Raw genomic sequence first — 23,219 nt, forward strand, 5'->3', positions numbered from 1 at the left:
AGGTTTACATAATGACAATTCCAATCAAACAACTAAAACTGCACAAATTAAAAATGCGTTTAAATGATCCGTTTACTACAAGCTTCGGTACATTTCAAGATAAGGAATTTTTTATTACCGAGGCTATTGATGATAATGGAAATCGTGGCTTTGGGGAATCTGTTGCTTTCTCAAGTCCATGGTACAGCGAGGAAACAGTACAAACAAACTTGCATATTATGGAGGATTTTTTAATAAAAATCTTACAGGAAAATGAAATCAAACATCCCGATGATGTATCCAATCTTTTTTCATCGATTAGACGAAATAATATGGCTAAGTCCGCTCTAGAAGGAGCAATTTGGGATCTTTATGCCAAACAAAAGAAAATCCCCCTCGCACAAGCACTTGGTGGAACAAAAAAAGAAATTGATGTAGGTATTAGTATTGGTATCCAGCCAACTATCGAGGATCTACTTAATATGATTGATCATTACGTTCAGGAAGGTTATAAGCGTGTTAAGATTAAAATTAAGCCAGGATGGGATATAGATGTCCTTCGTGAGGTGCGTTCGCACTACCCAGACCTGCCAATCATGGCAGACGCTAATTCGGCGTATACTTTAAACGATATCAAACATCTTCAAACGTTTGATGAACTTAATTTAATGATGATTGAACAACCGCTGGAACACGACGATATTGTTGATCACGCAAAATTACAAGCCGCCCTTAAAACGCCTATTTGTTTAGATGAAAGTATTCATTCCCTTGATGATTCGAAAAAAGCTGTACAGTTGGAAAGTTGCAAAATTATCAACATTAAAATCGGTCGTGTCGGCGGACTAACAGAAGCTAAACGAATCCATGATTTTTGCAAAGAACAAGGCATTGCTGTGTGGTGTGGCGGTATGCTAGAAGCGGGAGTTGGACGAGCCCACAATATTGCATTGACTACATTACCGCAATTTATCCTGCCTGGGGATACAGCAGGGTCCTCCCGTTATTGGGAAAAAGATATCATTCAACCAGAGGTAATCGTGGAAAATGGTATAATTAAGGTTCCGGACAAACCAGGAATTGGATATGAAATTGATGATGAAGCATTGGATGAGTTCGCTGTTGATGTAAAGACGTTTAACTTTTGATAATAATGGGCATTAACCATATTTGACTGAAAGGCGTCGGAATTGAGACGCCTTTCAAGTTATATTAATACGTTACTAACACCTTTAATGGATTAATACTTTTCCTGCTTAAATCATTAAAGCATGGCCATGGTATCAACCATAAAACACTACCACCCTGTCCCCAACATTTAGAGACTTTACATCTTTACCATAGAACTATTTCTCCATAACTTTCATACCCTGTTTCTTTTGGATAACCTGGTTTAGTTTCAGAATGATCACTTTCATCGTACTGGGGTAATCCTGCTCCAATACTAATTGCTCCAGCTATACTTTTAATTAGTATCTCGTCTCTTTGTAATGGGAGAAGTTCATGTCTTTTCCATTCTAATTGCTTCCTCCCCGTTAAAACTAGTGATTGTTGCTCCATCTAAATCTCTCCCATTCCCTGTTTAGTTTTTTGCACCGTGTTTATACACAAAATTGTTGTAATTAATAGCATAACAAGTGAACCTATGATAACAACAAATTTTATCGATACGATTTGTGCAGTGATTCCAAATATACCAGTCACGATAATAATAAATACCGCTTCTATCAAACCTATTACACTTCCAACTCTCCCCATTATTTCAGCGGAAATATTATTTTGATAAAATGTATAAAACCCTGTATTTGCAAATGCAAGTGAAAAGGACAGGATAAAAAAGCCTACTGCCGCAGTGATAAAATCATCAGAAAAAGCATAAACGACATACCCTACAGATACAAATATAGACCCAAGTCCAATTAACACGGAGATGGATAGTTTTTTTGCAAAAATCGTATTAGATAAAGCACCGACTAATATCCCTCCCCCAGCAATACTTACCAAAAATCCATACTCACTATCAGATAACCCGAGTACTTCTATGGCAAATGCCGCTTCAAGTGAATCAACAGCAGTCATCATGCCAACCAACGCGCTAAACAACAGAAGAATAACCATAATATGTAAACTACGAAAGCTAAACTTCCACACGATTCCCCAATCCTTTTTCAACGTCTCAACTGATAGAGCATCTCTAATAACAATATCATTGTGTTTTTCAAGATTGGGCATGGCCACCGTTATTAGTCCTGATAAAAATAATAAAATTGCGTTCACATAAATAGCTATCTCCGGTGTTCCAATCATAAATAGAATTCCAGCAATAGCTGGTCCAATTAGAAATCCTCCGGAATCGATTAGACTTCGAAGTGAATTAAACTGCTTCCTTTTTTCAACAGGAATCAGTTTTGTGATGTACGTCAAAGAAGTGGGTTCAAACATAGAACTTGCCATATTAATAAGAAAGACAAATCCAATCACCAATATTGGAAACTCCTATTCCAAATAAGAGAATAGATGGATATTTCCATGAGTCTAGTAGTTTTTTAATCTCCACATAGGTACCCCCTTATAATTAGAAATACACCAAAAAAACCTCACCTCCAAAGACAATAGTCTTGGAGACGAGGCATGTATGTCGTGGTACCACTCCAGTTTATTAATATGTCACCATCCATCCCCAAATCTGGTTCCGATGTACTGCTCTTTAGACTTGGTTCAGTGAATCCTTCTTACTCCTTTTCAGCAACTGGAGCTCTCTATGAAGAATGATTTCACTTACTCTTCTCTTCATTGCATTTAATATTTTAAAGAATATATCATTTTTATTATGTATTTGTAAAGAGACGATTCCAGTTAAATCCTTTTTTGAATTATCAAACTAATGTATTGACACCTTCACAACTATTCGGTACACTGCATATAATTAATATTCAAATAACCATTTGAATGAGGTGGATATATGAGTAAGCAAATCAAAAACGTAAACAAATCAGATACATGTGATGTAAGTTGTTATAACGAGGAAGTTGTTGAAAAAGTACAGCCCAAAATCAAGCGCATTGAGGGTGTTGAATCCATATTTAAAGCTCTATCGGATGCGACAAGACTAAAGGTAGCTTATGCACTCACGCTTGAAGAAGAGCTATGTGTTTGTGATGTAGCAAATATTATCAGATCAAGCAATGCCACCGCTTCGCATCACTTACGAACATTAAAAAATAAGAATATAGCAACCATTAGACGTGATGGAAAACGCATATTTTATTCATTAGCTGATGAACATATCCATCAGCTTGTAAACATTGCTCTAGTGCATACAGAGGAGGATTAACATGAGCGAGGATAATACGTACCGATTACAAGGACTATCTTGTACAAATTGTGCCGCTAAATTTGAAAAAAACATTCAACAGATCTCTACTGTTGAAGATGTTGAACTAAATTTTGGTGCCTCCAAACTTAAAATTAAAGGTCTAGTTACTGTTGAACAGCTGGAGGAAGCTGGTGCATTTGATGGCATAAAGGTATATCAAGAATCAGAACAGCCAACAGAAGATTCCACACCTTTTTGGAAGAAAAACGCAAATTTCCCTACATTGTTATCCCTATTTTTCATTATTGTTGGCTACACATTTCTTTTTCAAATAGGAGAAGATCACATGCTTACGATTGGTAGCTTTGCTGTTGCCATTATCATTGGGGGTGCTGTCCTTTTCAAAGAAGGGTTTAAAAATCTGCTTCATCTTGATTTTGACATGAAAACCTTAATGACCATTGCTATCATTGGTGCTGTCCTTATCGGTGAATGGGCAGAAGGTGCCGTTGTTGTTTTCTTATTTGCCCTTAGTGAGGTATTAGAAAGTTATTCAATGGATAAAGCACGACGTTCCATTACATCGTTAATTAACATCACCCCAAAGGAAGCACTTATTAAAAGAAATAACGAGTACGTAAATGTTTTGGTAAAAGATATCAATATTGGTGATATTATGCTTGTAAAACCGGGGAATAAAATTGCGATGGACGGTCAAGTTATAAATGGCGGGTCCTCAATTAATCAATCATCCATTACAGGAGAATCGATTCCTGTTTTTAAAACAAAGGGTGATGAGGTATACGCCGGTACACTAAATGAGGAAGGCTCATTGGAAGTACTTGTAACAAAACGGGCTGAGGATACGACCATTGCAAAGATCATTCACTTAGTTGAAGAAGCACAGGCAGAAAAAGCACCGTCACAAAAACTTGTCGACAGATTTGCCAAGTATTATACACCCGCTATCATGCTCGTTTCGTTACTAGTTGCAATTGTGCCTCCACTTCTTTTCGGAGCTACATGGTCTACCTGGATATATCAAGGTCTCGCAGTACTCGTAGTCGGTTGTCCATGTGCCCTTGTAATTTCGACTCCAGTCGCTATTGTAACAGCGATTGGAAATGCAGCACGAAATGGCGTGTTAATCAAAGGTGGTATTCACTTAGAGCAAACAGGTCGTTTGCAGGTTGTTGCTTTTGATAAAACTGGAACATTAACAAAAGGTACTCCTGAAGTGACGACCGTAATGCCATTTTCCGAACACACGGAAGAAAAAATACTAACATACGCTGCTGCCATTGAGGAATTTTCACAACATCCATTGGCGACAGCAATTACGAACGCTTTCAAGAAAAAATCAGGTGAAAAGATAACTGCAGATAATTTTAATTCCATAACTGGAAAAGGAGCTACCGCCTCAATTGGTAAAATAAATTATAAGATTGGTAGTCCTTCTCTTTTTGAAGATCATCCAACATTTTCAGATGATCTTGTAAAAAAAATCGCACAACTCCAAGCGGGTGGAAATACTGTGGTGCTACTAGCTAATGATGAAGAAATTTTAGGACTGTTCGGAATTGCCGATACAGTTCGCAAAGGTACTCACACTATAATTGAGCAACTTCATCGGATCGGAATTAAGCAATCTGTCATGCTTACAGGCGACAATCAATTAACAGGAGAGGCAATTGGAAAATCAATTGGAATTTCCGATATCAAAACTAACTTAATGCCTGAGGACAAATTAGACGCAATACGTGCTATACAACAAAGTTATGGAAATGTAGCCATGATTGGTGACGGTGTTAACGACGCCCCCGCCCTAGCAACTGCAACTGTGGGTGTCGCAATGGGTAGTGCTGGAACGGATGCTGCACTAGAAACAGCTGACATTGCCTTAATGGGAGACGATTTAGAAAAATTACCCTATACAATTGACTTAAGTCGTAAAGCATTAAAGGTCATCAAGCAAAATATCGGTCTGGCATTTGGATTAAAACTTGCAGCATTACTTTTAACAATACCAGGATTGTTAACGTTATGGATTGCCATTATTGCTGATATGGGTGCAACTTTAATCGTTGTATTAAACTCATTAAGACTGATGCGTTCAAGATTTTTATAAAAAGATTGCAGTTTCTTGAAATAAACTTGTATTTTTTTCTTTTAACGTGATATAATATAAATAATTATTGTTGTTCGGAAAATGATTAAGGCTATATCACCTTGAATTATGAAAGAGCAAGAATAGTAATAATGTGCAACAAAGCACTTGGAGGAAAAAAGTATGAATAACGGTACAGTAAAATGGTTTAACGCAGACAAAGGTTTCGGTTTCATCGAAGTTGAAGGTGGAGACGATGTATTTGTTCACTTCTCAGCAATTCAAGGTGAAGGCTTCAAAACTTTAGAAGAAGGTCAAGCAGTAACTTTCGAAATCGAAGAAGGTAATCGCGGACCACAAGCTACTAACGTTGTTAAAGCGTAAGTAACTTTTATAAAAAACTCTTTCCATTCTGTGGAAAGAGTTTTTTTGTTTTGGGTTTAAAGTATACAGCAATGGACGGATGATTTGCTCAGGAGGTGGCTATGTACCAACTCTCATGTTATCGTTTCTTCACTCATCGCAATATTCCTGTTCCCCGAGCTGAAATTTGTCCCTCTACTCGTAAAGCAAATCAAGCGCTTTTTACCAAAATCTGTACTATACTAAAAAGTGCATGATAATTTAGATTATTCAATGAGGGGTGTTACTATCGAATATACAACACTAAAAAAGACAGATTTAAAAATTTCCAGAATCGGGATTGGTACGAATAAGGTCGGTGGTGCTATTTACTACGACCACACTGATCCATCTCAAGGAAAAAACTTTGTTAAAGAAGCAATCTGGAATGGAATTAACTTCATTGACACAGCAGATATGTATACCGATGGCCGTTCTGAAAAGCTTCTTGGAGAAGTACTTCAAGAAATTGAACAAAAGCGCGAGGATATTGTGCTTGCCACGAAAGGTGCTATTGAAAAACTTCCAGATGGAACTACGAGAATAAATAATAAACCAGCCTATTTACGTTCCGCGTTAGAAGCTAGTTTAAAACGGTTAAATCAAGATTACATTGATTTATATTACTTACATTTTCCTGATGATAAAACACCTATCTCTGAATCAGTTGGAGAATTAAGCCAGATAAAAGAGGAAGGTAAAATCAAAGCAATCGGCGTGTCAAATTTGTCCATTGAACAATTAAAAGAAGCCAACAAGGTTGCTGAAATTTCTACTTTTCAATTTGGTTATAACATGTTAGATCGTACCGCTGAACAGGAAATATTGCCCTACTGTGTTGAAAACAATATATCTTTTATTCCCTATTTTCCTCTAGCTTCAGGAATTTTAAGCGGTAAATATTCCATTCTTTCTACATTTGATGATGGAGATCCTCGTCAAAAACGGTTTAAGGGTGATGATGCACGTAAGAAGTTTGAAATTGCCACTAAATTAAAAGATTTTGCAGCCACAAAGGGAATCAATCTGCCGCAATTGGCCTTGGCTTGGCTACTAGCTCAAAATGGAGTTGATGCAGTTATTCCTGGAGGCAGACGTCCGGAACAAGCACAAAGTAATGCTAAAACTATTGATATAACATTGTCACTTGATGATTTAAAAACGATTGAAAGCATTCTTGATTAAGAACGTTTAGTAAAGAGCTTGGAATTCTTCCAAGCTCTTAATACTATGCTATACGATATTCCATTTAGATTTTACTTTAACAACTTGTGTCCCTGCCACAATATCATAAAGGGATTGCTTCTTTTTTGTAAAAATAGCGGTTAACATGTAAGTAAAAATAGATACATAAATCAAACCACCAATAATAAAGTAATAGATTGGTACCTCCCCTTCTCCAATATCAACCAGTCGATAAACGAGATAATGCGACAATTCCCATGGTAAGAATTTAAAAATTGTTCGAAAAATTGCGTGCCGAACAGTAAGTCCTGTTCCATTCTCATTAACCACTCTGATTCCCATTTTCTTTTTCCCAAATGATTGCCCACCAATAACGGAATCACTAATAACAAAATAGATTGAAATTGGGAATGTCACCATTAAAAACCCTACAAGCTGTGCTTTAATAAGTGATCCATTAAACAATTCTTGTATAGAAGGAAATAGAAATGCACCAATGGCAAAGATCATAGCTAAATAAGTAAGGATAAGTAAATAATCAATCAAAAAGGCTTTAAAACGTATCATAAATGTAGCACTCATCAAGGATCACCTCACTAATAGGCTAAGAAACCCATTGATTATTAGTCTATCTTTCTAATCGTCCTTACGATTGTACCACGATATGACTTTTCGCTTTTCCTCATTATCATGCACTTCTTCAGCACCAAATCCACCTACATCCACAACACGTACAAATTGCCCTTGTTCATTTTCAAGTTTTACCAAACAGTACCCTTCAAGTATCGATGGAACAATTTCTATAATTTTTTCTTGTTTATAGAGATCATAAATTTTTTCTTTATCCTGTTCCCCTAATTTCCAATTAACAGGCTTAGTTGTCCTTTTAGCTCCATCAAAAATATCTAAATAGTTGGCCGTATTATTACCAACAGTAGCTTCCCGGGCATTTATTTTTCTATTGATCATGTGTAATAATTTTATTACCTCAGAGAAGCCAATAAAAAGCATACCAGTTACAGATCCACCTATTGTCCAAGCCAGAAAGGTCGACCATACAAAACCATTATAATAACCGGCATTCGCCAAGATTATACCAATTAATAATCCTACAACCATCTCAGCTATACCTATTATAAATAATATCTTCGCAACAACATTTTCTTGCATTTTTTTATCTCCTCTCTCCCCCAATTATATATATTCGACAGGGTTTATCAACTTCCCTTCTGCCAAAACAAATCACGTTGTTTTACAAAATGCTTAATTATTTTTATAGTTATTAATATAGGAGGGAACAAAATGACACAAATAGATTTTACAAGAAACGCTTTTATAAAATTTGCAAAAGAACTTGATGAAAAGATACTCGATGTCAGGCCACATGGATTTAACAATACCATCCATTGGCATATTGGGCATGTTCTCGTCAGTGCGGAAGGATTTCTATTCGGATACCCGAAACAATCGGCAAATATCCCAGAATACTATAATGAACTATTCGCTACTAGAACGAAACCTGCTGATTGGAGTAAAGAAGTACCAAGCTTATCTGAACTAGTAGAACAACTGGAAAAACAGTTAACACGAATTAACAATCTATCCGAAGAATTTTTAGCAAAAGAAATTCCGTTTACTTTACCTTTTGGCAATTTTAAAACGTATAAGGATTTATATGATTTGACGATGCACCATGAAGCAGAACACCTCGGACAAATTAAAGCAATGCAGCGTATTATCGAAGCAGAATAATATAAAAGGACGTTTTTTATGCAAAAGTTTATTGTTATCGGGGCGGGAATTTTGGGTGCAACTACCGCCTATCAACTTGCAAAATCAGGTGCTGAGGTAGTGGTTATTGATCGAAATGAAACAGGACAAGCAACTGCTGCAGCGGCGGGTATGATTTGCCCGTGGTTGTCCCAGCGCAGAAATAAATCTTGGTATAAGCTAGCTAAGGGCGGCGCACGTATTTATCCTGAAATTATTAAAGAACTTGATGAAATTGGCGAATCCAATACAGGATATGCACGTGTCGGTGCAATTAGTCTTCATACGGATGAGAAGAAATTAATTGCAATGCAGGAACGCGCAATTAAACGCAGGGAAGATGCTCCGGAGATTGGTGAGATTTCGATGCTCGATCCCATAGAAACGAAAGCATTATTCCCACTTCTAGCAGAAGGCTATGGATCCGTTCATGTTAGTGGAGCTGCTCGCGTTGATGGCCATGCGCTTCGTTTGGCTTTGCTAAATGCCGCACAAAAACACGGGGCTACCGTTATAAATGGAGATGCCAGCCTATTACATAGTAGTAAACAGGTTACTGGAGTCTCTGTTTCCGGAAAAGTAATTGAAGCGGACACTGTAATTGCTGCAACTGGCGCATGGATGAATGATTTGTTAAAGCCATTGGATAAACAATTTAATGTGTGGCCACAAAAAGGACAGATCATGCATTTACATTTAACTGTGAAAACAATAAATAAGTGGCCAGTAGTCATGCCGCCAAACAATTTAAACCTATTAGCATTTGATGATAATCGTATTGTTATCGGTGCAACACATGATGATAATACTGGATTTGATCATCGTATTACTGCAGGTGGTATTCACGAAATATTATCTAAAGCGTTAGAGGTTGCACCCGGGTTAGCTGAAAGCACAGTACTTGAGACTAGAGTTGGTTTCAGACCCTTTACTCCAGGTTTTCTACCGGTGATTGGACCGCTTCCAGGTATTCAAGGTCTTTTACTCGCAAATGGGCTCGGTGCTTCAGGGTTAACAATGGGACCGTATATTGGATCTGAACTAGCTAAACTTGCACTTGGTACGGAAATAGAAATAAACATTGAAGAATTTGACGTGGCTGGAGCTATAGAATAACATTAAAAACCGCTTGAGTTATCCAGCGGTTTTTATATTATTTCTTGTAATCCCAATCAACTTCGTCACTTTCAACGAGTGATTCAATCGTTTTTAAAAAGTCAGACTGAGTGACTATTTTATAAAGGTCAGCATCCCCTTCAGATATGCTGATATAATCTCTATCCACGTGGACAGAAAAGCTTTCTGTAGAATAGTGATCTTCTTCAACTTGATTAGTAGTAACAATTCTTAACGAATACTCCCAGTATTCTTGGAAACTATCTTCTTTTCTTAACTCCAAATTCGATAAATCCGCTAAAATATGATTAATGATTTCTTTATCTTTTATCGTTGTACTTGCTTCTCTATCTGGAAAAGTACCTGAGAGATCATTGATATAAATTGTAATACTTCTCACCGTACTATCTTCATTTAGTTGATCAGCAACAATTTTTTGAAACGTTGTATATTTTATTTGTTCATTTATTAAAAAAATCCCAAAAATATAAATTACACCAACTGTCATTAAAATAAGAGGAATAACATATTGCTTTGATTCATTTAGATACTTCCATTCCATAAATGTTTTAAAACTATATACGACTATTATGTAGCATAGTAAAAACCACTTCGCGGCATCGCTGTCTATAGTATCTATAGTAGCGATAAAATAGAAAATCCCAAAGCCCGCAAGCAACAAAATTCCCCAGAAATATATCTTTTCACCATCTGTTTCTGAAATCTTATTTCTCTTTTCCTTAAACAGCCACTTGCTTAATTTAACATTCAAAAAGATTATGAAAAACGCCAAAAGTGATATTGCTGCCTCCATTCAAAGCCTCCTTTTGTTACATGTTACTTGACAAAAAGACCAAACCTATTTACGATTTGGTCTACTGATTCTTATGTTTATGCTTTTTAGGTTATTATTACTTAAATGCTTCTGTCAAATTCGTAACAATTTGTTTCTTACGTGATACGACACCTTTTAAAAGTGCACGATTATTGCTCAACGTTACATTAAATGCTTTTTCAACATTTTTCTTAGATTGCCCAAGTGCCAATGCTTCAGAATCATTGTTTATAATATCTGTAACAACGAACAAAAATAAATCCAGATTTTTACTTTCAATTGTTTTTGTGATTTCTGTTTCCAAATCCTCTTGATGGACAAGAATTGCATTTGTATCAACAGCGTTTACTTGTGCAATTTCAACTTTTGAACCCGCCATGTCAAATTCCTTCGCATCCATGGAAATTAATTCTCCCATCGATTTGTCACTTAAATCAGCTCCAGCTTGAAGCATATCCAAACCATATTTTTCAAGATCAACACCAGCAATTTCAGCTAATTCATATGCTGCATCAACATCTTCTTGCGTACATGTTGGTGACTTCAATAATAATGAATCAGAGATAATCGCTGATACGAGTAGTCCTGCAATTTCCTTCGTGATAGTAATATTATTTTCTTTATACATTTTCTTTAAAATTGTTGCCGTGCAGCCAACAGGTTCAACGCGGAAATACAATGGTTCTTTTGTTTCAAAGTTTGCCACACGATGGTGGTCGATGACCTCAACAATTCGTGCATCTTTAATGTTTTCCACACTTTGTTGGAATTCATTGTGATCGACTAAGATGACATCACTATCTTCAGGTATCGATTCAATTAGACGTGGTTCCTCTACTTTGAAATAATCCAAAGCAAATTGTGTTTCTTTATTTACTACACCTAAACGAACAGGTTCTACATCAAAGCCTAATTCACTTTTTAAATGGGCATATGCAAGTGCTGCTGTTATTGTATCTGTGTCTGGATTTTTGTGTCCAAATATAAATGTTTTTCCCATAATAACTCTCCTATCACTAAATTAATATCCTTATTCTTTATACCAATTATAATAGACGATTGCAAAAGAGAAAAGCACTTGTACTTGTTTACTTAATTATAATCTCATGTAAGGATTTATAAGGGTATTTTTTCACCCTATCGGTTATCGTGTACCTGCCGTATTTCCACTTTAAGACTGACATTTCTTAAAAGTATTATGTTAAAATTAGTAAAGATATTTCGTTCTCATTTTAAGTACAGTGGAGCAATCATGTTAAATTAACGTCAAATGGCGATTAAATATTCTCAATCTGATAGGAACAGGGGGCATGCCAATTGCATTTTTTTATCAAGTTAGGACTAAATTTAATAAAAATGAAAAACCTGACATTGTTTCTGTGTACTGTATTCTTTGTAGTACTGTGCACCTTCACTATTTATTTCCTAGAACCCGATAATTTCAAAAGTCTGCTAAATTCTTTCTATTTTGTCATGACAACCTTTACTACTGTTGGTTATGGTGATTACTCTCCCATAACATTAGCTGGAAAACTGTTTACAGTGTTCATGTATTTAGTAGGGATTGGCTTGTTAGGTGCAGTTATTGGAAAAATAATCGATTCATTAACTATCTATAGACGGAAGAAGGAGGAAGGAAAAATGCCGTATACAAAAGAAAGTCATATCATTATTATTGGTTGGGGAAAGAAAGCAGAATCCGCTGTAAATGAAATTTTAAACTCAAATTCATCTGTTGAAATTGTAATCATAGATACATTACCAAAATCACCTTTCGATTTTGCTCTTAATAGGGTTCACTATATTCAAGGGGACTCTGCAGAAGAGGAAACATATGAAAAAGCTAATATCTCAAAAGCCAAGTCAGTTATTATTTTTGCAGATGACAAAATTCAAGACCCCTCCTTACGTGATGCAAAGACATTAAATGTTGCGATAGTAGTGGAACGCTTGGCACCATCTGTCCATACAACAGTCGAAATACTAACGGAAAAACATACTTCGAATTTCGCACATGTTAAAGTAGACGAATTTATACTATCTCAAGAAACTATTTCCAGTTTAGCAGTACGCTCAGCGATGTATAAAGGAATTAGTAAGGTATACTCTCAATTAATCAGTCGACAACATGGTGAAGACATTTATAGACTTTACAAAAAGAAAAATTGGATAACCTATAAAGATGCATTTAAGGAATTATTAGAGCAAGGGGCAACACTCATTGCAGATCGTGAGCATTTAGATATTAACAGGCGACTAGATGAAAACATACCAGATGATGCAGAACTATTTGTGATTTGTAATAATGATACATATCAAAAACTGCGTTAATATAGAAAAAAACTCGCATCCAAAATATGCGAGTTTTTTCTATTTAACTATCAATACCGGACAATTAACACGCTTCGCCACCTTATGGCTAACACTTCCTAATATAAAGGTTTGCAGGTCGTTTAATCCACGACTACCAATAACAACACAGTCAAAGCCATTTTCATTTGTAAATTCAACTATTGTTGGGCCGGCTTCTCCGTGTAAAATATGAATGCTATATTCTACATCAGATCTCTCAAGTAAATCGACAACAGGTTTCATTTTCTCATGTCTTTTTTTAGCTATTTCTAACTTCCCATTATTGTGTAATACGTCAGACTTTGCTGTTTGTCCATCAACAACATAAACAACATCTATTGTACCATTAAATTTCTCTGCAAGTTCTATGGCGTGTGTTGTTGATCGTAGTGAATGCTCTGACCCATCCGATGCAAGTACTATTTTTTCAAACAAACGCTCCACCCCATCAGTCTATCTTAGTGGCCAGAAGCTTTTGATAAGCCACCGATTTTATTTTTTAATCGTGCACTATCTTTATTTAATCCTGAGTAAATAATCTGTATATTATTTTGCTCAAATTTCATTTCAATTTTATCTAACGCACCAATAGCCGAATCATCCCATAAATGGGCATTCGATAAATCGATTTCCACTTCTCTAACTGAATCAACATAAGCAAATTTTTTCACAAAATCGTTTACTGAAGCAAAAAATAATTGACCATGTACATAATAGATACGTTTTGTACTTTCGTGGACTAATTCATCTGTTACCTTCACTTTAGAAATTTTCGCTGCAAAGAATATTGCACTTAACAGTACACCAGCAAGAACACCTTTTGATAAATCATGGGTAACAAGTACTATCGCAACAGTCGTTAACATCACGACTGCATCGGTTTTTGGTAATTTATGAAGATTTGTAAGTGACGACCAGTCGAACGTTCCAATCGATACCATAAACATAACACCAACTAATGCAGCCATAGGAATTTGTACGAGTAGATCACCTAACACAATTATTAAAATCATTAAGAATACACCAGCAATAAATGTTGATAATCTGCCTCGACCACCTGATTTTACATTAATTCCTGATTGACCAATCATTGCACACCCAGCCATTCCACCAAAGAAGCCTGCAACAATATTGGCAATACCTTGACCACGACTTTCTCTGTTCTTATTACTCTCTGTATCTGTCATATCATCAACAATATTAGCTGTCAACAGTGTTTCAGTTAAACCTACGATTGCTAAAGATAATGAATAAGGAAGAATAATCATTAATGTTTCTAAATTAAATGGAATTGAAGGAATTAGAAAAACTGGCAATTGCTGCGTTAGGTTTCCTAAATCACCTACTGTTTTACTATCAATATTTCCAAAGATTGTTATAGACGTAATAATAATGATCGCAACTAATGTCGAAGGAACTGCTTTTGTAACGCGAGGAAAAATATAAATAATTGCAAGCGTCAACGCTACAAGTGCATACATAATCCATGTTTCCCCAACAAAGTGCGTAAGTTGTGCTTGGAATATCAATATTGCTAATGCATTCACAAATCCTACCATCACCGAACGTGGTACGAATTTCATAACACGTGAAAGCTTAAACACTCCAAACAGAATCTGTATAACTCCAGTTAAAATCGTTGCAGCTAATAGATACTGTAATCCATGCTCCGCAATAAGTGTTACCATTAGCAAAGCCATTGCACCGGTCGCTGCAGAAATCATTCCTGGGCGTCCTCCTACAATGGATATGACAATTGCAATACAAAATGATGCATATAATCCAACCATTGGATCCACACCGGCAATGATTGAAAATGCAATTGCTTCGGGAATAAGCGCAAGTGCAACAACCATTCCTGCTAGAACATCACCTCTGATGTTACCAACCCATTCTCTTTTTAATGTTTCTATTTTCAATTTCCTACCTCTTTCTATCGTTTATTTATTCAAAGCTTCCATTTAGCTTTGTCCGAATTCAACCTATGAATCATACCATATGTACTTAAAATCACAAAGCTTGATGAAAACGTAATCAATCCCTAAATACGTTTATTTACGGTATATTCCTTTAAATATCTACGTAATTCAAAAACAACAATGTTTTATTTGCTAATTTATGGGACAGAAATGGCCCGAAATAGTAGAACTATTTCGAGCTATTATAACATTTTTCCTTAATTATCCTTTTTCCATCTAGAAAATCTATTGTAAATTTTTTGGTGGAATAGTTTTATGTTCTTTCGTATCTACCTCTTTAAATATATCTTCTTGACTATTTGTTTTAACCAATTGCTGGATAGAAGTTTGTTGAACTGGGCTGGTTGTCAATTTGTCAATTGACAGTTGTAATGTTTGAATATCTGAGGAAATTTTTTGTAGTTCTTTTTTTGTCACCGGCTGTGCTTCTGGCTTTAAAGTATATCCTAATTGACCATTTGGCTCTAAAGTAGCATAGTGGACATCGTTAAGACTAGTTACGTTTAACTGTCTTAATTTCATTTCTAGCTGATCTACCGTTAATCTTAACTTTTTCATATTTTCTTGGTTTATTGTTCCATTCTCAATTAAAATCTTAGAATTTCCAGTAATAAGCTTTTCTATCCCATCAACTTTTAGTTGTCCATACTCCATTACGATTAAAGTAAGTATTAAAATACCACCGACTGCAATTGTTACCCAAATATTTTTCCCTGAAACTGGTTGTACCAATAAAGAACCAATCGCAATCATAATAACAGTTTGCGGAAGTGTCATTTGTGAAATTGACTTTCGACCGGCTATACGTAAAAGAAACGTCCCGGAAATTACTATTAGGACTGCTTTCCATATCCAATCTAGCTCCATTATCTAAAACCCCTTTTACTTTGTTGTAGTCATAAACATGGGTAAAACCATCATATAGTAAGATACAAGATGGACATGAGGTGTTACGAATGACAATATCATTATTTGTAGTCTTGCTAACAATCGTGTTACTAACCATAATTGTAATTGGTCAAATAATATACTATCGAAATGATATTCCCAATATGAGTGGTATGATGATTGCAATGGGATTGGGAATGAGCGTCGGATTAGTGGTTGGACTTATAATGGGAATAATGTTTACTGGAACATTATTCATTTCAACAGTAGTAGGAATGACCATAGGGTTTACTGCTGGTTTCCTATCTGGCTTACCAGTCGGCATGATAGCTGTACTAGATGGAATGCTTGCTGGAATTATGGGTGGTATGATGGGTGCAATGCTTGGGTATATGATTTCACCTGAATATAGAGATGCAATTGTCAAAATTATGTTCATGCTTTTTATCGTAACAAGCTTGATTCTTATCTATATTATTCAAGAGGAAATAAATACAAATCGTTCCCTATTTAAAAGCCTTTTCATCATAACCATTTTATTCTTAATATTCTTAGTTGGATTCAACCAAACAGGTCCAATTTTTCACGATAAAAATAATAATGAACATCATGAAAGAGAGCTTGGACATTAATTTTTTTGTGAATGCCAGCTTTCTTCCCCATTATCTTCAATTATACCTATTACTACATCCGCAATTTCTGGTGCCCGTAATAGCTTGTCAGATAACGTAAACTTAATATCATCTGCCTCAGCAAGTGTTAAGCCTTTTTTCAGTTCAAGGGTGGCTTCAACATGGTAAGAACGGCCCTCCTGCAATACCCTCATCTTATAGATATCAACTACAGATTCATCCTCAAGCAATATATCTGCAATCTTTTTCTCAACATCTGAAGGTGCTGATACACCAATAAGCCCAATCATATTGTCATATCCAACCCTAAATGCAACAAACAACATAAGGATCCCAATAATGATTGAAATGACACCATCGGCCCGGAGGATACCAAAATATTGAGCTAATATAATCCCGATAATCGCAAATACTGCACTTGAGGTAGCAACTAAATCTTCATAAAAAACTAAACGTGTAGCTGGAGAAGCTTTACTAGCACTCTTAAAAGCATCAAATAGAATAAATCCTTTACTCTTGGTATCAGACTCTTTCGTAATTTCCTTCATTGCTTTTATTAAAATAAAACCATCAACTAAAAATGCCGCAACAAGTACACCTACATTTAACCAAAAATTACCCGATTCCTCTGGATGCTGAATTAATTCCCAACCACTTTTCGCAGTTTCATAAGCCATAACAGTTACAACAATAACAGCAACCATACAGAATATATTGATAATCCTCCCAAAGCCTGTCGGAAAACGTTTTGATGGCTTCATTTCGGAAAGTACGCTACCAAAAAACACAAATGCCTGGTTTACAGTGTCCGCTGTAGAATGCATTGCTGAGGCAAACACTGAGCCATTTCCACTTATAATTGCCGCAACAAACTTTAAAGCAGCTATTAATGCATTCCCAAGTGCCGCAATACCTGAAGACACATTACCTTTTTTTACAAGTTCGATAAAACGCATGTAGTTGTCCTCCTACAGTTTGTTATCTTATGTTTTGATAATGATTGCATATTTATACTGGAAACTTTTTAAGGTCCAATAAATTGTAATAACTTCAAAAATAAAGGAAAACGTAATACTATAAATGAAACCTTGGAGGCATTATTAACGATGACTAATGTATTTAATGTGGTAAAAGATTTTTTAGAAATGAATTTAGATAATGAACCAAAAAGTCCATTACATGTTGGTGAAGTTATGGGCTGTTGGATGTACATTGCTTTAATGGATGAAGCAAAAATTTTTATTCAGATTGGCCTAAATTCAACTAATGATGATGAAGTAAAAAAACATCTAAATCAAAGTCTTAAACAGTGTGATTCTCAAACAAAGCGATTCAAGGAACTTCTAAGGTCAGAAGGGGTACACCTACCTCCTTCAAGTGAAGAACGCCCAAATTCAGATCCAAACAGTATTCCATTAGGTGCTAAATTAACTGATGACGAAATTATGAACGGATTAAGTATGAAAACTGTAACAGCGGTTGTTCATTGCGCTACAGCAGCAAGTGAATCGATTAGAACGGATATAGGTGCATCATTTACACATTGTATGATAGAAAAGATGAAATTTGGCGTAACGTTAAGAAATACAATGAAAAAGAGGGGATGGATAAAGGTTCCGCCATATTATTATCCTCCGGGGATGCCTAAAAAATAAGAATAATACTATAGCGTTCCGCGGGATTAGGGGGCTAAAGTTATAGTGGAAGAAATCGGCTAATTCGCCGATTTCAAGATCTGAAATGACCCAAACACCATCTAGTCACACCTATAAATGGATATCAAAATAGCCACAGTTCTTTCAGATACAACTGATTTCTCTTTCCACATTAAATCCCATCACTTCACTTCCTAATTCATTTAACATGGATTTCGTTTCGGCTTCAAACCCCATTAAAATCATCAATTCACATACATCGTTGACTAGTTTAACAATTTGATTTGCAAAGAATGATAGCGCCTCCATATTAGTGTTCATTGATTCTGTATCTCGATCATATATAAATTTTAATTCTTCGATAACATCCTCACATACTCTCGCGTACTCCACAAAGGTCACTTCCCTCTCTCCGATCAAGACTCCCAATGCTCTTCTTCCAAAATGATCTTTAAATTCCTTGCCACATTGGATTGTTTCATCTTCTAACAAATCTTTTAATGAAGCAATCATATCAAGCCCCCAATACATGGAACACATCATTAATTGTTTCGCCTTTCCTCTATTTACAAGCAAATCGTTTCCCCCTTCTTTATTTACAAAATGATGTATGTAGCTGATCATTACTTAGGTAGGTTTACACTGTATTTACCATATTAATAGTATTAAGTTAAGTTCATGTAAAAGAACCAAAAAACTTGGATAAAAGTTTCTTTACCAGCCAAGTTTTTTGATTCTTTTTATCAACCGGTCATTGTCAATCTATGTTAAATCGATAACCAAAACCGCGTACTGTTTGAATAAATAGCGGTTTTGTTGGGATTTCCTCAAGCTTGCTACGAAGATTTCGAATATGAACCTTAACCGTTTGGACATCCCCCATTGAATCGAGACCCCAAATCTGATTATAAATCTGTTCCGCGCTAAAGACCTGATTCGGTTTTTTTGCCAACATGATAAGCATCCTCATTTCAATTGCGGATAAATTAATCTCCTTTCCTTTTAGAAAGCATTTAAATGCATCCAGATTGATAGATAAGTCACCATATTGAAGGATGCTGGAATCCGTTTGTTTATGCCCATTGTGATAGCGGCGCAAAAAAGCTCGTACACGTGCCTCCATTTCCGCAAAATCAAATGGTTTAGTTATATAGTCATCTCCCCCCAGCTCAAAGCACTTAATTTTATCCATCACATCTTTTCGACTACTAATAAAAATAATAGGTATATCCATCTTTTCACGTATTTGCTGGCACACATCAAATCCATTCATACCGGGCATTTCAATATCAAGTAAAACAATTTGCGGATTTTCAGTTTGTACCAATTCCAACGCTTGTTCTCCATTTTCTGCTGGAAACACAGCATAATTCCTATTTTCTAAATACAATTGAATAAGCCCCCGTATACCCTCATCATCCTCAGCTAGAATGACTTTAGCTTTAACTGTCATACGTTAGCTCCTCCTTTTAAGTAAACAGGTAATCGAATAAAAAATGTGCTGCCTTTATTCAATTTGCTAGTTGCCCAGACATCCCCTTCGTGTGACAGGGTAATTTCCTTCACAATAGCCAATCCCAAGCCCATGCTTCCTACTTTTGTCTCCTTTGATGGTGTAGCTGCTTTATAGAAACGGTTAAAAATATATGGCCTTACATCGTCACTCATGCCGTGACCATTATCCCGTACTGCCATGATGATTGTATTGCTTTTTTTATCTAACTTAGCTGTAATACTAATTTCCCCATCCGCAGGAGTATGTTTAATGGCATTCCAGACTAAATTGGAAAAAACCTGATCCATACGATCCGTGTCTAAGTAACACGCGAAATTTCGTAATTGGCTTTTGTTCGGCTTAGCTAATTCAAAGTGTCTTCCCGTTTGTGTGATTTCAAGCCCAAACTTACTGCAAATTTCCGTAATCCATTGCCCTAGATCAACTTCTTTTCTGTTTAAACTTATTTGCCCTGGCCTAATTTTCGATAGTTCAAATAAATCATTGATGAGGCGATTCAAGAGCTTAATCTTGTCCCGAACCATGCCCAAATAATGCGAATCATTTGTAGGGATTAATCCTTCTTTCACTCCTTGGACATAACCATGGATAACGGTAACTGGTGTTCCTAAATCATGTGCAATATTTGCCAAAAGAAGGCGACGTGACTGCTCCATCTGGCTTAAATCATCATTTACTTTTTCCAGGCGTTCGTTAGCTGTCTGTAATTTATGAGTGCGATCCTGGACCTTTTTTTCTAATAACGCATTTATATGTAAGAGCTCCTGATTAATTCGCTTTAGTTGTATCAGCGTCTTGACCCTTGCCAACAACTCCTGTTTTTCACATGGTTTTACCAAATAATCATTCGCTCCTACTTGAAAAGAGGTCACTTTATCATGCACTTGATTTTTTGCTGTCAACATTAAAATTGGTAGCTCCATTAACGTATAATCTTTTCGAAGCTCCAGGCATACATCAATCCCCGACATTTTTGGCATCATAATATCCACAATCAATAAATCAATTAGACCATTTTGTCGTATACGTTCAATGACCTCTTCCCCGTTCGTTGCCGTAATTACCTCATATCCAGCAAGAATGAGTTGGTTCGATAATACTTGTAGATTAACGGGTTCATCATCAGCTATTAGAATTTTTGTCTCTTTAGAAGAATGGTCGATGGTTGGGACGTTTAGCATACTAACTTCTGAGTTGCTTAATAAAGGCGTAACAGAAGCAGCAGTTTCTGCCAATAATTCAGCTTTATGATAGGAGATCGGCATTGTAAAGCTAAATTTCGAACCAATGCCTACATAGGATGTAACACCGATTTCTCCACCATGAAGCTCTACCAATTGCTTCGTAATGCTCAAACCTATTCCCGTTCCACTTATATCCGCTGTTTTATCCTGATCCACCTGATGAAAATAGTCAAAAATTGCTTCTAATTGATCGGATGGTATCCCCGTCCCATTATCAGAAACGGTAATTTTTAAGTAATCCCCAATCCTTTCAGCTGTGATAATAACTTCCCCGCTGTCCATGTATTTTATTGCATTGCCAATCAAATTATAAAAAATTTGCAGTAAGCGATTTTCATCAGCGTATACATTCGGTGTACTCGCGTTTAGTTGATTTATGAGCTTAATCGATTTCTTTTTTGCCAAAGGCTCACAAATTTTTAATGCAACATTCGTTAATTCAGTTATGTCTACGGATGTTAATTCAATACTTAAATCGTTATTTTTCAACCTAGAAAAATCTAAAATATCGTTAACCAAATTAGTTAACCTTTTACCACTAGCAATAATCATGGAAAGGTGATCATACATATCCTTTGATACTTTCCCAGTTGCCCCGTCTCGTAACGTTTCCGCAATCCCTATAATTCCATGTAACGGTGTTCGCAGTTCATGCGAAGTAGTTGCCAGAAACTCATCCTTCAACTTATCGCTACGCTTAAGATTTTCTAAAGCTAGTTCCTGATTCCTTTGCGATTCAAGCACAGCCTGTTCTTTATCCGCACGTAGCATATTAATCCGATCTGCTAGCGCCAAGGACAAAAGAATGATCTCAAAACAAGCTGACACTTGCCATGCATTTTTGGTAAATGCAGAAAGGGCTATCACCCCAGAATCAGCTAATAACGAAAGAAGAACACCGATGAAGACTACACACCAGCCAACAATAAAAAATCTTGTTTGCCGTACCCCTTTTTTTAAACATAAAATAGCTGAACTGAGAATAAAAGCAATCATGCCAAAATACCCTACTACCATAAGGTTTAGCGCATGTTGATAAGAAAATAAAACAAAAACAGCATTACCTAAATTGAATACAATCAATGCGATAAGCATCTTTCTTGCTTTAGGTAACTGTTTCCTCAAATTCAGAAAACTATTGGCAAATAAAAGTGCGGTTACAGCGGCAATATTCATAAGAAAAACAATCGACCTCGTATTCCACCACGGGGAATCCGGCCAGAGATACTGAAATGCAAAACCGTTCAAAGATAAATTCACTAAAATTATTGAAATAATATAGAATACATAATACAAATAGCTTCTATGACGTAATGAGAGGTAGAGAAATAGATTATAGAATACCATAATACCTGTTACACCATAAAAAATACCTTGGAGTAAGAAATTTTGCTGCTTTTCCATAATCAGTCCTGATTGGTTCCAAATGTAAATTGGCATTTGCATTGAGCCTTCTGTTTCAAACCGAAGATAAAATGTTAGCACTTTCCCTGAATCTATGGAAAAGGGAAATAAAAAATCAGGCTGGTAAATCATTCGGTCATCAAAGGGATATTTAGCACCTAAATGCTGTTCATTCACCAGCATATCTGATTCATTAAACACATAAATATCAATTTTATGTATTGGTGGATAATCAATTTCCATATTCAGATTCGTAATGTTTGTATTGTTTTTCAATTGAAAACGAGTCCAATACGCTGACGTAGTATAACCAAAATTCGGAATTCGTTTTGAGCTATGTATGAACTGCTCACTTAATGGACCCTTCCGAACATCGTCAACCGTCCATTCTTTATTTTTATCTTCTAAAATAGAAAGTTTATCACTTACTAAAGCACCATTTTCATCTGTACGCAGTTGAACAGTCCCCATCGCTTCATCCGCAGAGGCAGGCTTAACTAGGAGAAATTGACTAAACAATAAGATGAAGGAAATGATGATGGTCCAATTCAGCTTGTAATTCAACACATCGGTTCACCTCCATGTTTCAATTATACACGAAAAATTGAGAAAATTATACAATCTAAAATGAAGATGAGGATAGTGAGAGGTCATAAAAAAAGAAAACACCCTACTTTTGATGCAGTGGTACTAGAAAAAACTACCAATAACAGATGTCTTAAGTCATTTGATTGAAGCTGATTTTTTGTAGATTAAGATAAGAAGTAAAGTGGAAATCATACAAGTTACTAGATACGTTGTCTGTTCCATATGAATAGTAAGCGACTCCCATTAAACAA

23 protein-coding genes are annotated in these 23,219 nt (G+C 35.9%); 10 read left to right on the forward strand and 13 right to left on the reverse strand.

Features of this window, described 5'->3' with window-relative positions; translation table 11 throughout:
- Window positions 1–11: 11 nt before the first annotated feature.
- On the forward strand, window positions 12–1,127 hold the full coding sequence (gene menC / locus CS937_RS05960; protein WP_176555762.1) for an o-succinylbenzoate synthase: 1,116 nt from the start codon (window positions 12–14) through the stop codon (window positions 1,125–1,127).
- 187 nt (window positions 1,128–1,314) lie between these two features.
- Here the strand turns inward: menC and CS937_RS05965 are convergent, their stop codons facing one another.
- Window positions 1,315–1,539: an alcohol dehydrogenase gene (locus tag CS937_RS05965; RefSeq protein ID WP_245835704.1), complete on the reverse strand. Its 225-nt coding sequence runs from the start codon at window positions 1,537–1,539 to the stop codon at window positions 1,315–1,317.
- Window positions 1,540–2,460, reverse strand: coding sequence for an MFS transporter (locus tag CS937_RS05970; RefSeq protein WP_425445455.1), 921 nt, complete (start codon window positions 2,458–2,460; stop codon window positions 1,540–1,542). It lies immediately after the preceding gene.
- A gap of 481 nt (window positions 2,461–2,941) precedes the next feature.
- Between CS937_RS05970 and CS937_RS05975 the strand changes: the two genes are divergently transcribed.
- From CS937_RS05975 to CS937_RS05990, 4 genes are all read left to right on the forward strand, one after another.
- Entirely contained in the window at window positions 2,942–3,313 is a 372-nt protein-coding gene (locus tag CS937_RS05975; protein ID WP_099157535.1) for an ArsR/SmtB family transcription factor, read from the forward strand.
- Between the two features lies 1 nt (window position 3,314).
- On the forward strand, window positions 3,315–5,423 hold the full coding sequence (locus CS937_RS05980) for a heavy metal translocating P-type ATPase (protein ID WP_099157536.1): 2,109 nt from the start codon (window positions 3,315–3,317) through the stop codon (window positions 5,421–5,423).
- A 162-nt stretch (window positions 5,424–5,585) separates the two neighbouring features.
- Window positions 5,586–5,786, forward strand: coding sequence for a cold-shock protein CspD (gene cspD, locus CS937_RS05985; RefSeq protein ID WP_099157537.1), 201 nt, complete (start codon window positions 5,586–5,588; stop codon window positions 5,784–5,786).
- 267 nt (window positions 5,787–6,053) lie between these two features.
- The gene (locus tag CS937_RS05990) at window positions 6,054–6,989 is read left to right on the forward strand and encodes an aldo/keto reductase (protein ID WP_099157805.1); all 936 of its coding nucleotides are present in this window, start codon (window positions 6,054–6,056) and stop codon (window positions 6,987–6,989) included.
- Window positions 6,990–7,037: 48 nt separating this feature from the next.
- Here the strand turns inward: CS937_RS05990 and CS937_RS05995 are convergent, their stop codons facing one another.
- Entirely contained in the window at window positions 7,038–7,571 is a 534-nt protein-coding gene (locus tag CS937_RS05995) for an RDD family protein (RefSeq protein WP_099157538.1), read from the reverse strand.
- Between the two features lie 54 nt (window positions 7,572–7,625).
- Window positions 7,626–8,159, reverse strand: a complete 534-nt coding sequence (locus CS937_RS06000; RefSeq protein WP_099157539.1) for a hypothetical protein — start codon at window positions 8,157–8,159, stop codon at window positions 7,626–7,628.
- 132 nt (window positions 8,160–8,291) lie between these two features.
- On the opposite strand from CS937_RS06000, the gene CS937_RS06005 reads away from it, so the two are divergent.
- Both CS937_RS06005 and CS937_RS06010 read left to right on the forward strand, forming a co-directional pair.
- Window positions 8,292–8,741, forward strand: coding sequence for a DinB family protein (locus tag CS937_RS06005; protein ID WP_099157540.1), 450 nt, complete (start codon window positions 8,292–8,294; stop codon window positions 8,739–8,741).
- An 18-nt stretch (window positions 8,742–8,759) separates the two neighbouring features.
- On the forward strand, window positions 8,760–9,875 hold the full coding sequence (locus CS937_RS06010; RefSeq protein ID WP_099157541.1) for an NAD(P)/FAD-dependent oxidoreductase: 1,116 nt from the start codon (window positions 8,760–8,762) through the stop codon (window positions 9,873–9,875).
- Between the two features lie 37 nt (window positions 9,876–9,912).
- On the opposite strand, the gene CS937_RS06015 is transcribed toward CS937_RS06010, so the two are convergent.
- Window positions 9,913–10,689, reverse strand: a complete 777-nt coding sequence (locus tag CS937_RS06015) for a DUF4181 domain-containing protein (RefSeq protein WP_099157542.1) — start codon at window positions 10,687–10,689, stop codon at window positions 9,913–9,915.
- Window positions 10,690–10,786: 97 nt separating this feature from the next.
- Entirely contained in the window at window positions 10,787–11,710 is a 924-nt protein-coding gene (locus CS937_RS06020; RefSeq protein WP_099157543.1) for a manganese-dependent inorganic pyrophosphatase, read from the reverse strand.
- A 317-nt stretch (window positions 11,711–12,027) separates the two neighbouring features.
- Here CS937_RS06020 and CS937_RS06025 point away from each other — a divergent pair, with 317 nt between their 5' ends.
- Entirely contained in the window at window positions 12,028–13,041 is a 1,014-nt protein-coding gene (locus CS937_RS06025; RefSeq protein WP_099157544.1) for a potassium channel family protein, read from the forward strand.
- A gap of 39 nt (window positions 13,042–13,080) precedes the next feature.
- Here the strand turns inward: CS937_RS06025 and CS937_RS06030 are convergent, their stop codons facing one another.
- The 3 genes from CS937_RS06030 to CS937_RS06040 form a co-directional block, all read right to left on the reverse strand.
- Window positions 13,081–13,497, reverse strand: a complete 417-nt coding sequence (locus CS937_RS06030; RefSeq protein ID WP_099157545.1) for a universal stress protein — start codon at window positions 13,495–13,497, stop codon at window positions 13,081–13,083.
- Between the two features lie 23 nt (window positions 13,498–13,520).
- The gene (locus CS937_RS06035) at window positions 13,521–14,981 is read right to left on the reverse strand and encodes a SulP family inorganic anion transporter (RefSeq protein ID WP_099157546.1); all 1,461 of its coding nucleotides are present in this window, start codon (window positions 14,979–14,981) and stop codon (window positions 13,521–13,523) included.
- Between the two features lie 285 nt (window positions 14,982–15,266).
- Window positions 15,267–15,908, reverse strand: coding sequence for a DUF421 domain-containing protein (locus tag CS937_RS06040; RefSeq protein ID WP_099157547.1), 642 nt, complete (start codon window positions 15,906–15,908; stop codon window positions 15,267–15,269).
- 89 nt (window positions 15,909–15,997) lie between these two features.
- On the opposite strand from CS937_RS06040, the gene CS937_RS06045 reads away from it, so the two are divergent.
- Window positions 15,998–16,561 carry a hypothetical protein gene (locus CS937_RS06045; RefSeq protein ID WP_099157548.1) on the forward strand — a complete coding sequence of 188 codons (564 nt, stop codon included), beginning with the start codon at window positions 15,998–16,000 and terminating at the stop codon, window positions 16,559–16,561.
- Here the strand turns inward: CS937_RS06045 and CS937_RS06050 are convergent.
- Window positions 16,558–17,517, reverse strand: coding sequence for a cation diffusion facilitator family transporter (locus CS937_RS06050; protein ID WP_099157549.1), 960 nt, complete (start codon window positions 17,515–17,517; stop codon window positions 16,558–16,560). The two genes, CS937_RS06045 and CS937_RS06050, sit on opposite strands and share 4 nt — an antisense overlap.
- Window positions 17,518–17,667: 150 nt before the next feature.
- Between CS937_RS06050 and CS937_RS06055 the strand changes: the two genes are divergently transcribed.
- Window positions 17,668–18,216, forward strand: coding sequence for a DUF3231 family protein (locus tag CS937_RS06055; protein WP_099157550.1), 549 nt, complete (start codon window positions 17,668–17,670; stop codon window positions 18,214–18,216).
- 144 nt (window positions 18,217–18,360) lie between these two features.
- Here CS937_RS06055 and CS937_RS06060 read toward each other — a convergent pair whose 3' ends face one another.
- The 3 genes from CS937_RS06060 to CS937_RS06070 form a co-directional block, all read right to left on the reverse strand.
- Window positions 18,361–18,792, reverse strand: a complete 432-nt coding sequence (locus CS937_RS06060; protein ID WP_099157551.1) for a hypothetical protein — start codon at window positions 18,790–18,792, stop codon at window positions 18,361–18,363.
- A 181-nt stretch (window positions 18,793–18,973) separates the two neighbouring features.
- Window positions 18,974–19,669, reverse strand: coding sequence for a response regulator transcription factor (locus CS937_RS06065; RefSeq protein ID WP_099157552.1), 696 nt, complete (start codon window positions 19,667–19,669; stop codon window positions 18,974–18,976).
- Complete coding sequence (locus CS937_RS06070; protein WP_099157553.1) at window positions 19,666–22,947, reverse strand: ATP-binding protein; 3,282 nt, start codon at window positions 22,945–22,947, stop codon at window positions 19,666–19,668. Before CS937_RS06070 ends, CS937_RS06065 begins: the two co-directional genes overlap by 4 nt.
- Window positions 22,948–23,219: the final 272 nt, after the last annotated feature.

The sequence above is a fragment of the Virgibacillus ndiopensis genome (genome assembly GCF_900187325.1).
In the GTDB taxonomy this organism is placed as follows: domain Bacteria; phylum Bacillota; class Bacilli; order Bacillales; family Amphibacillaceae; genus Virgibacillus_E; species Virgibacillus_E ndiopensis.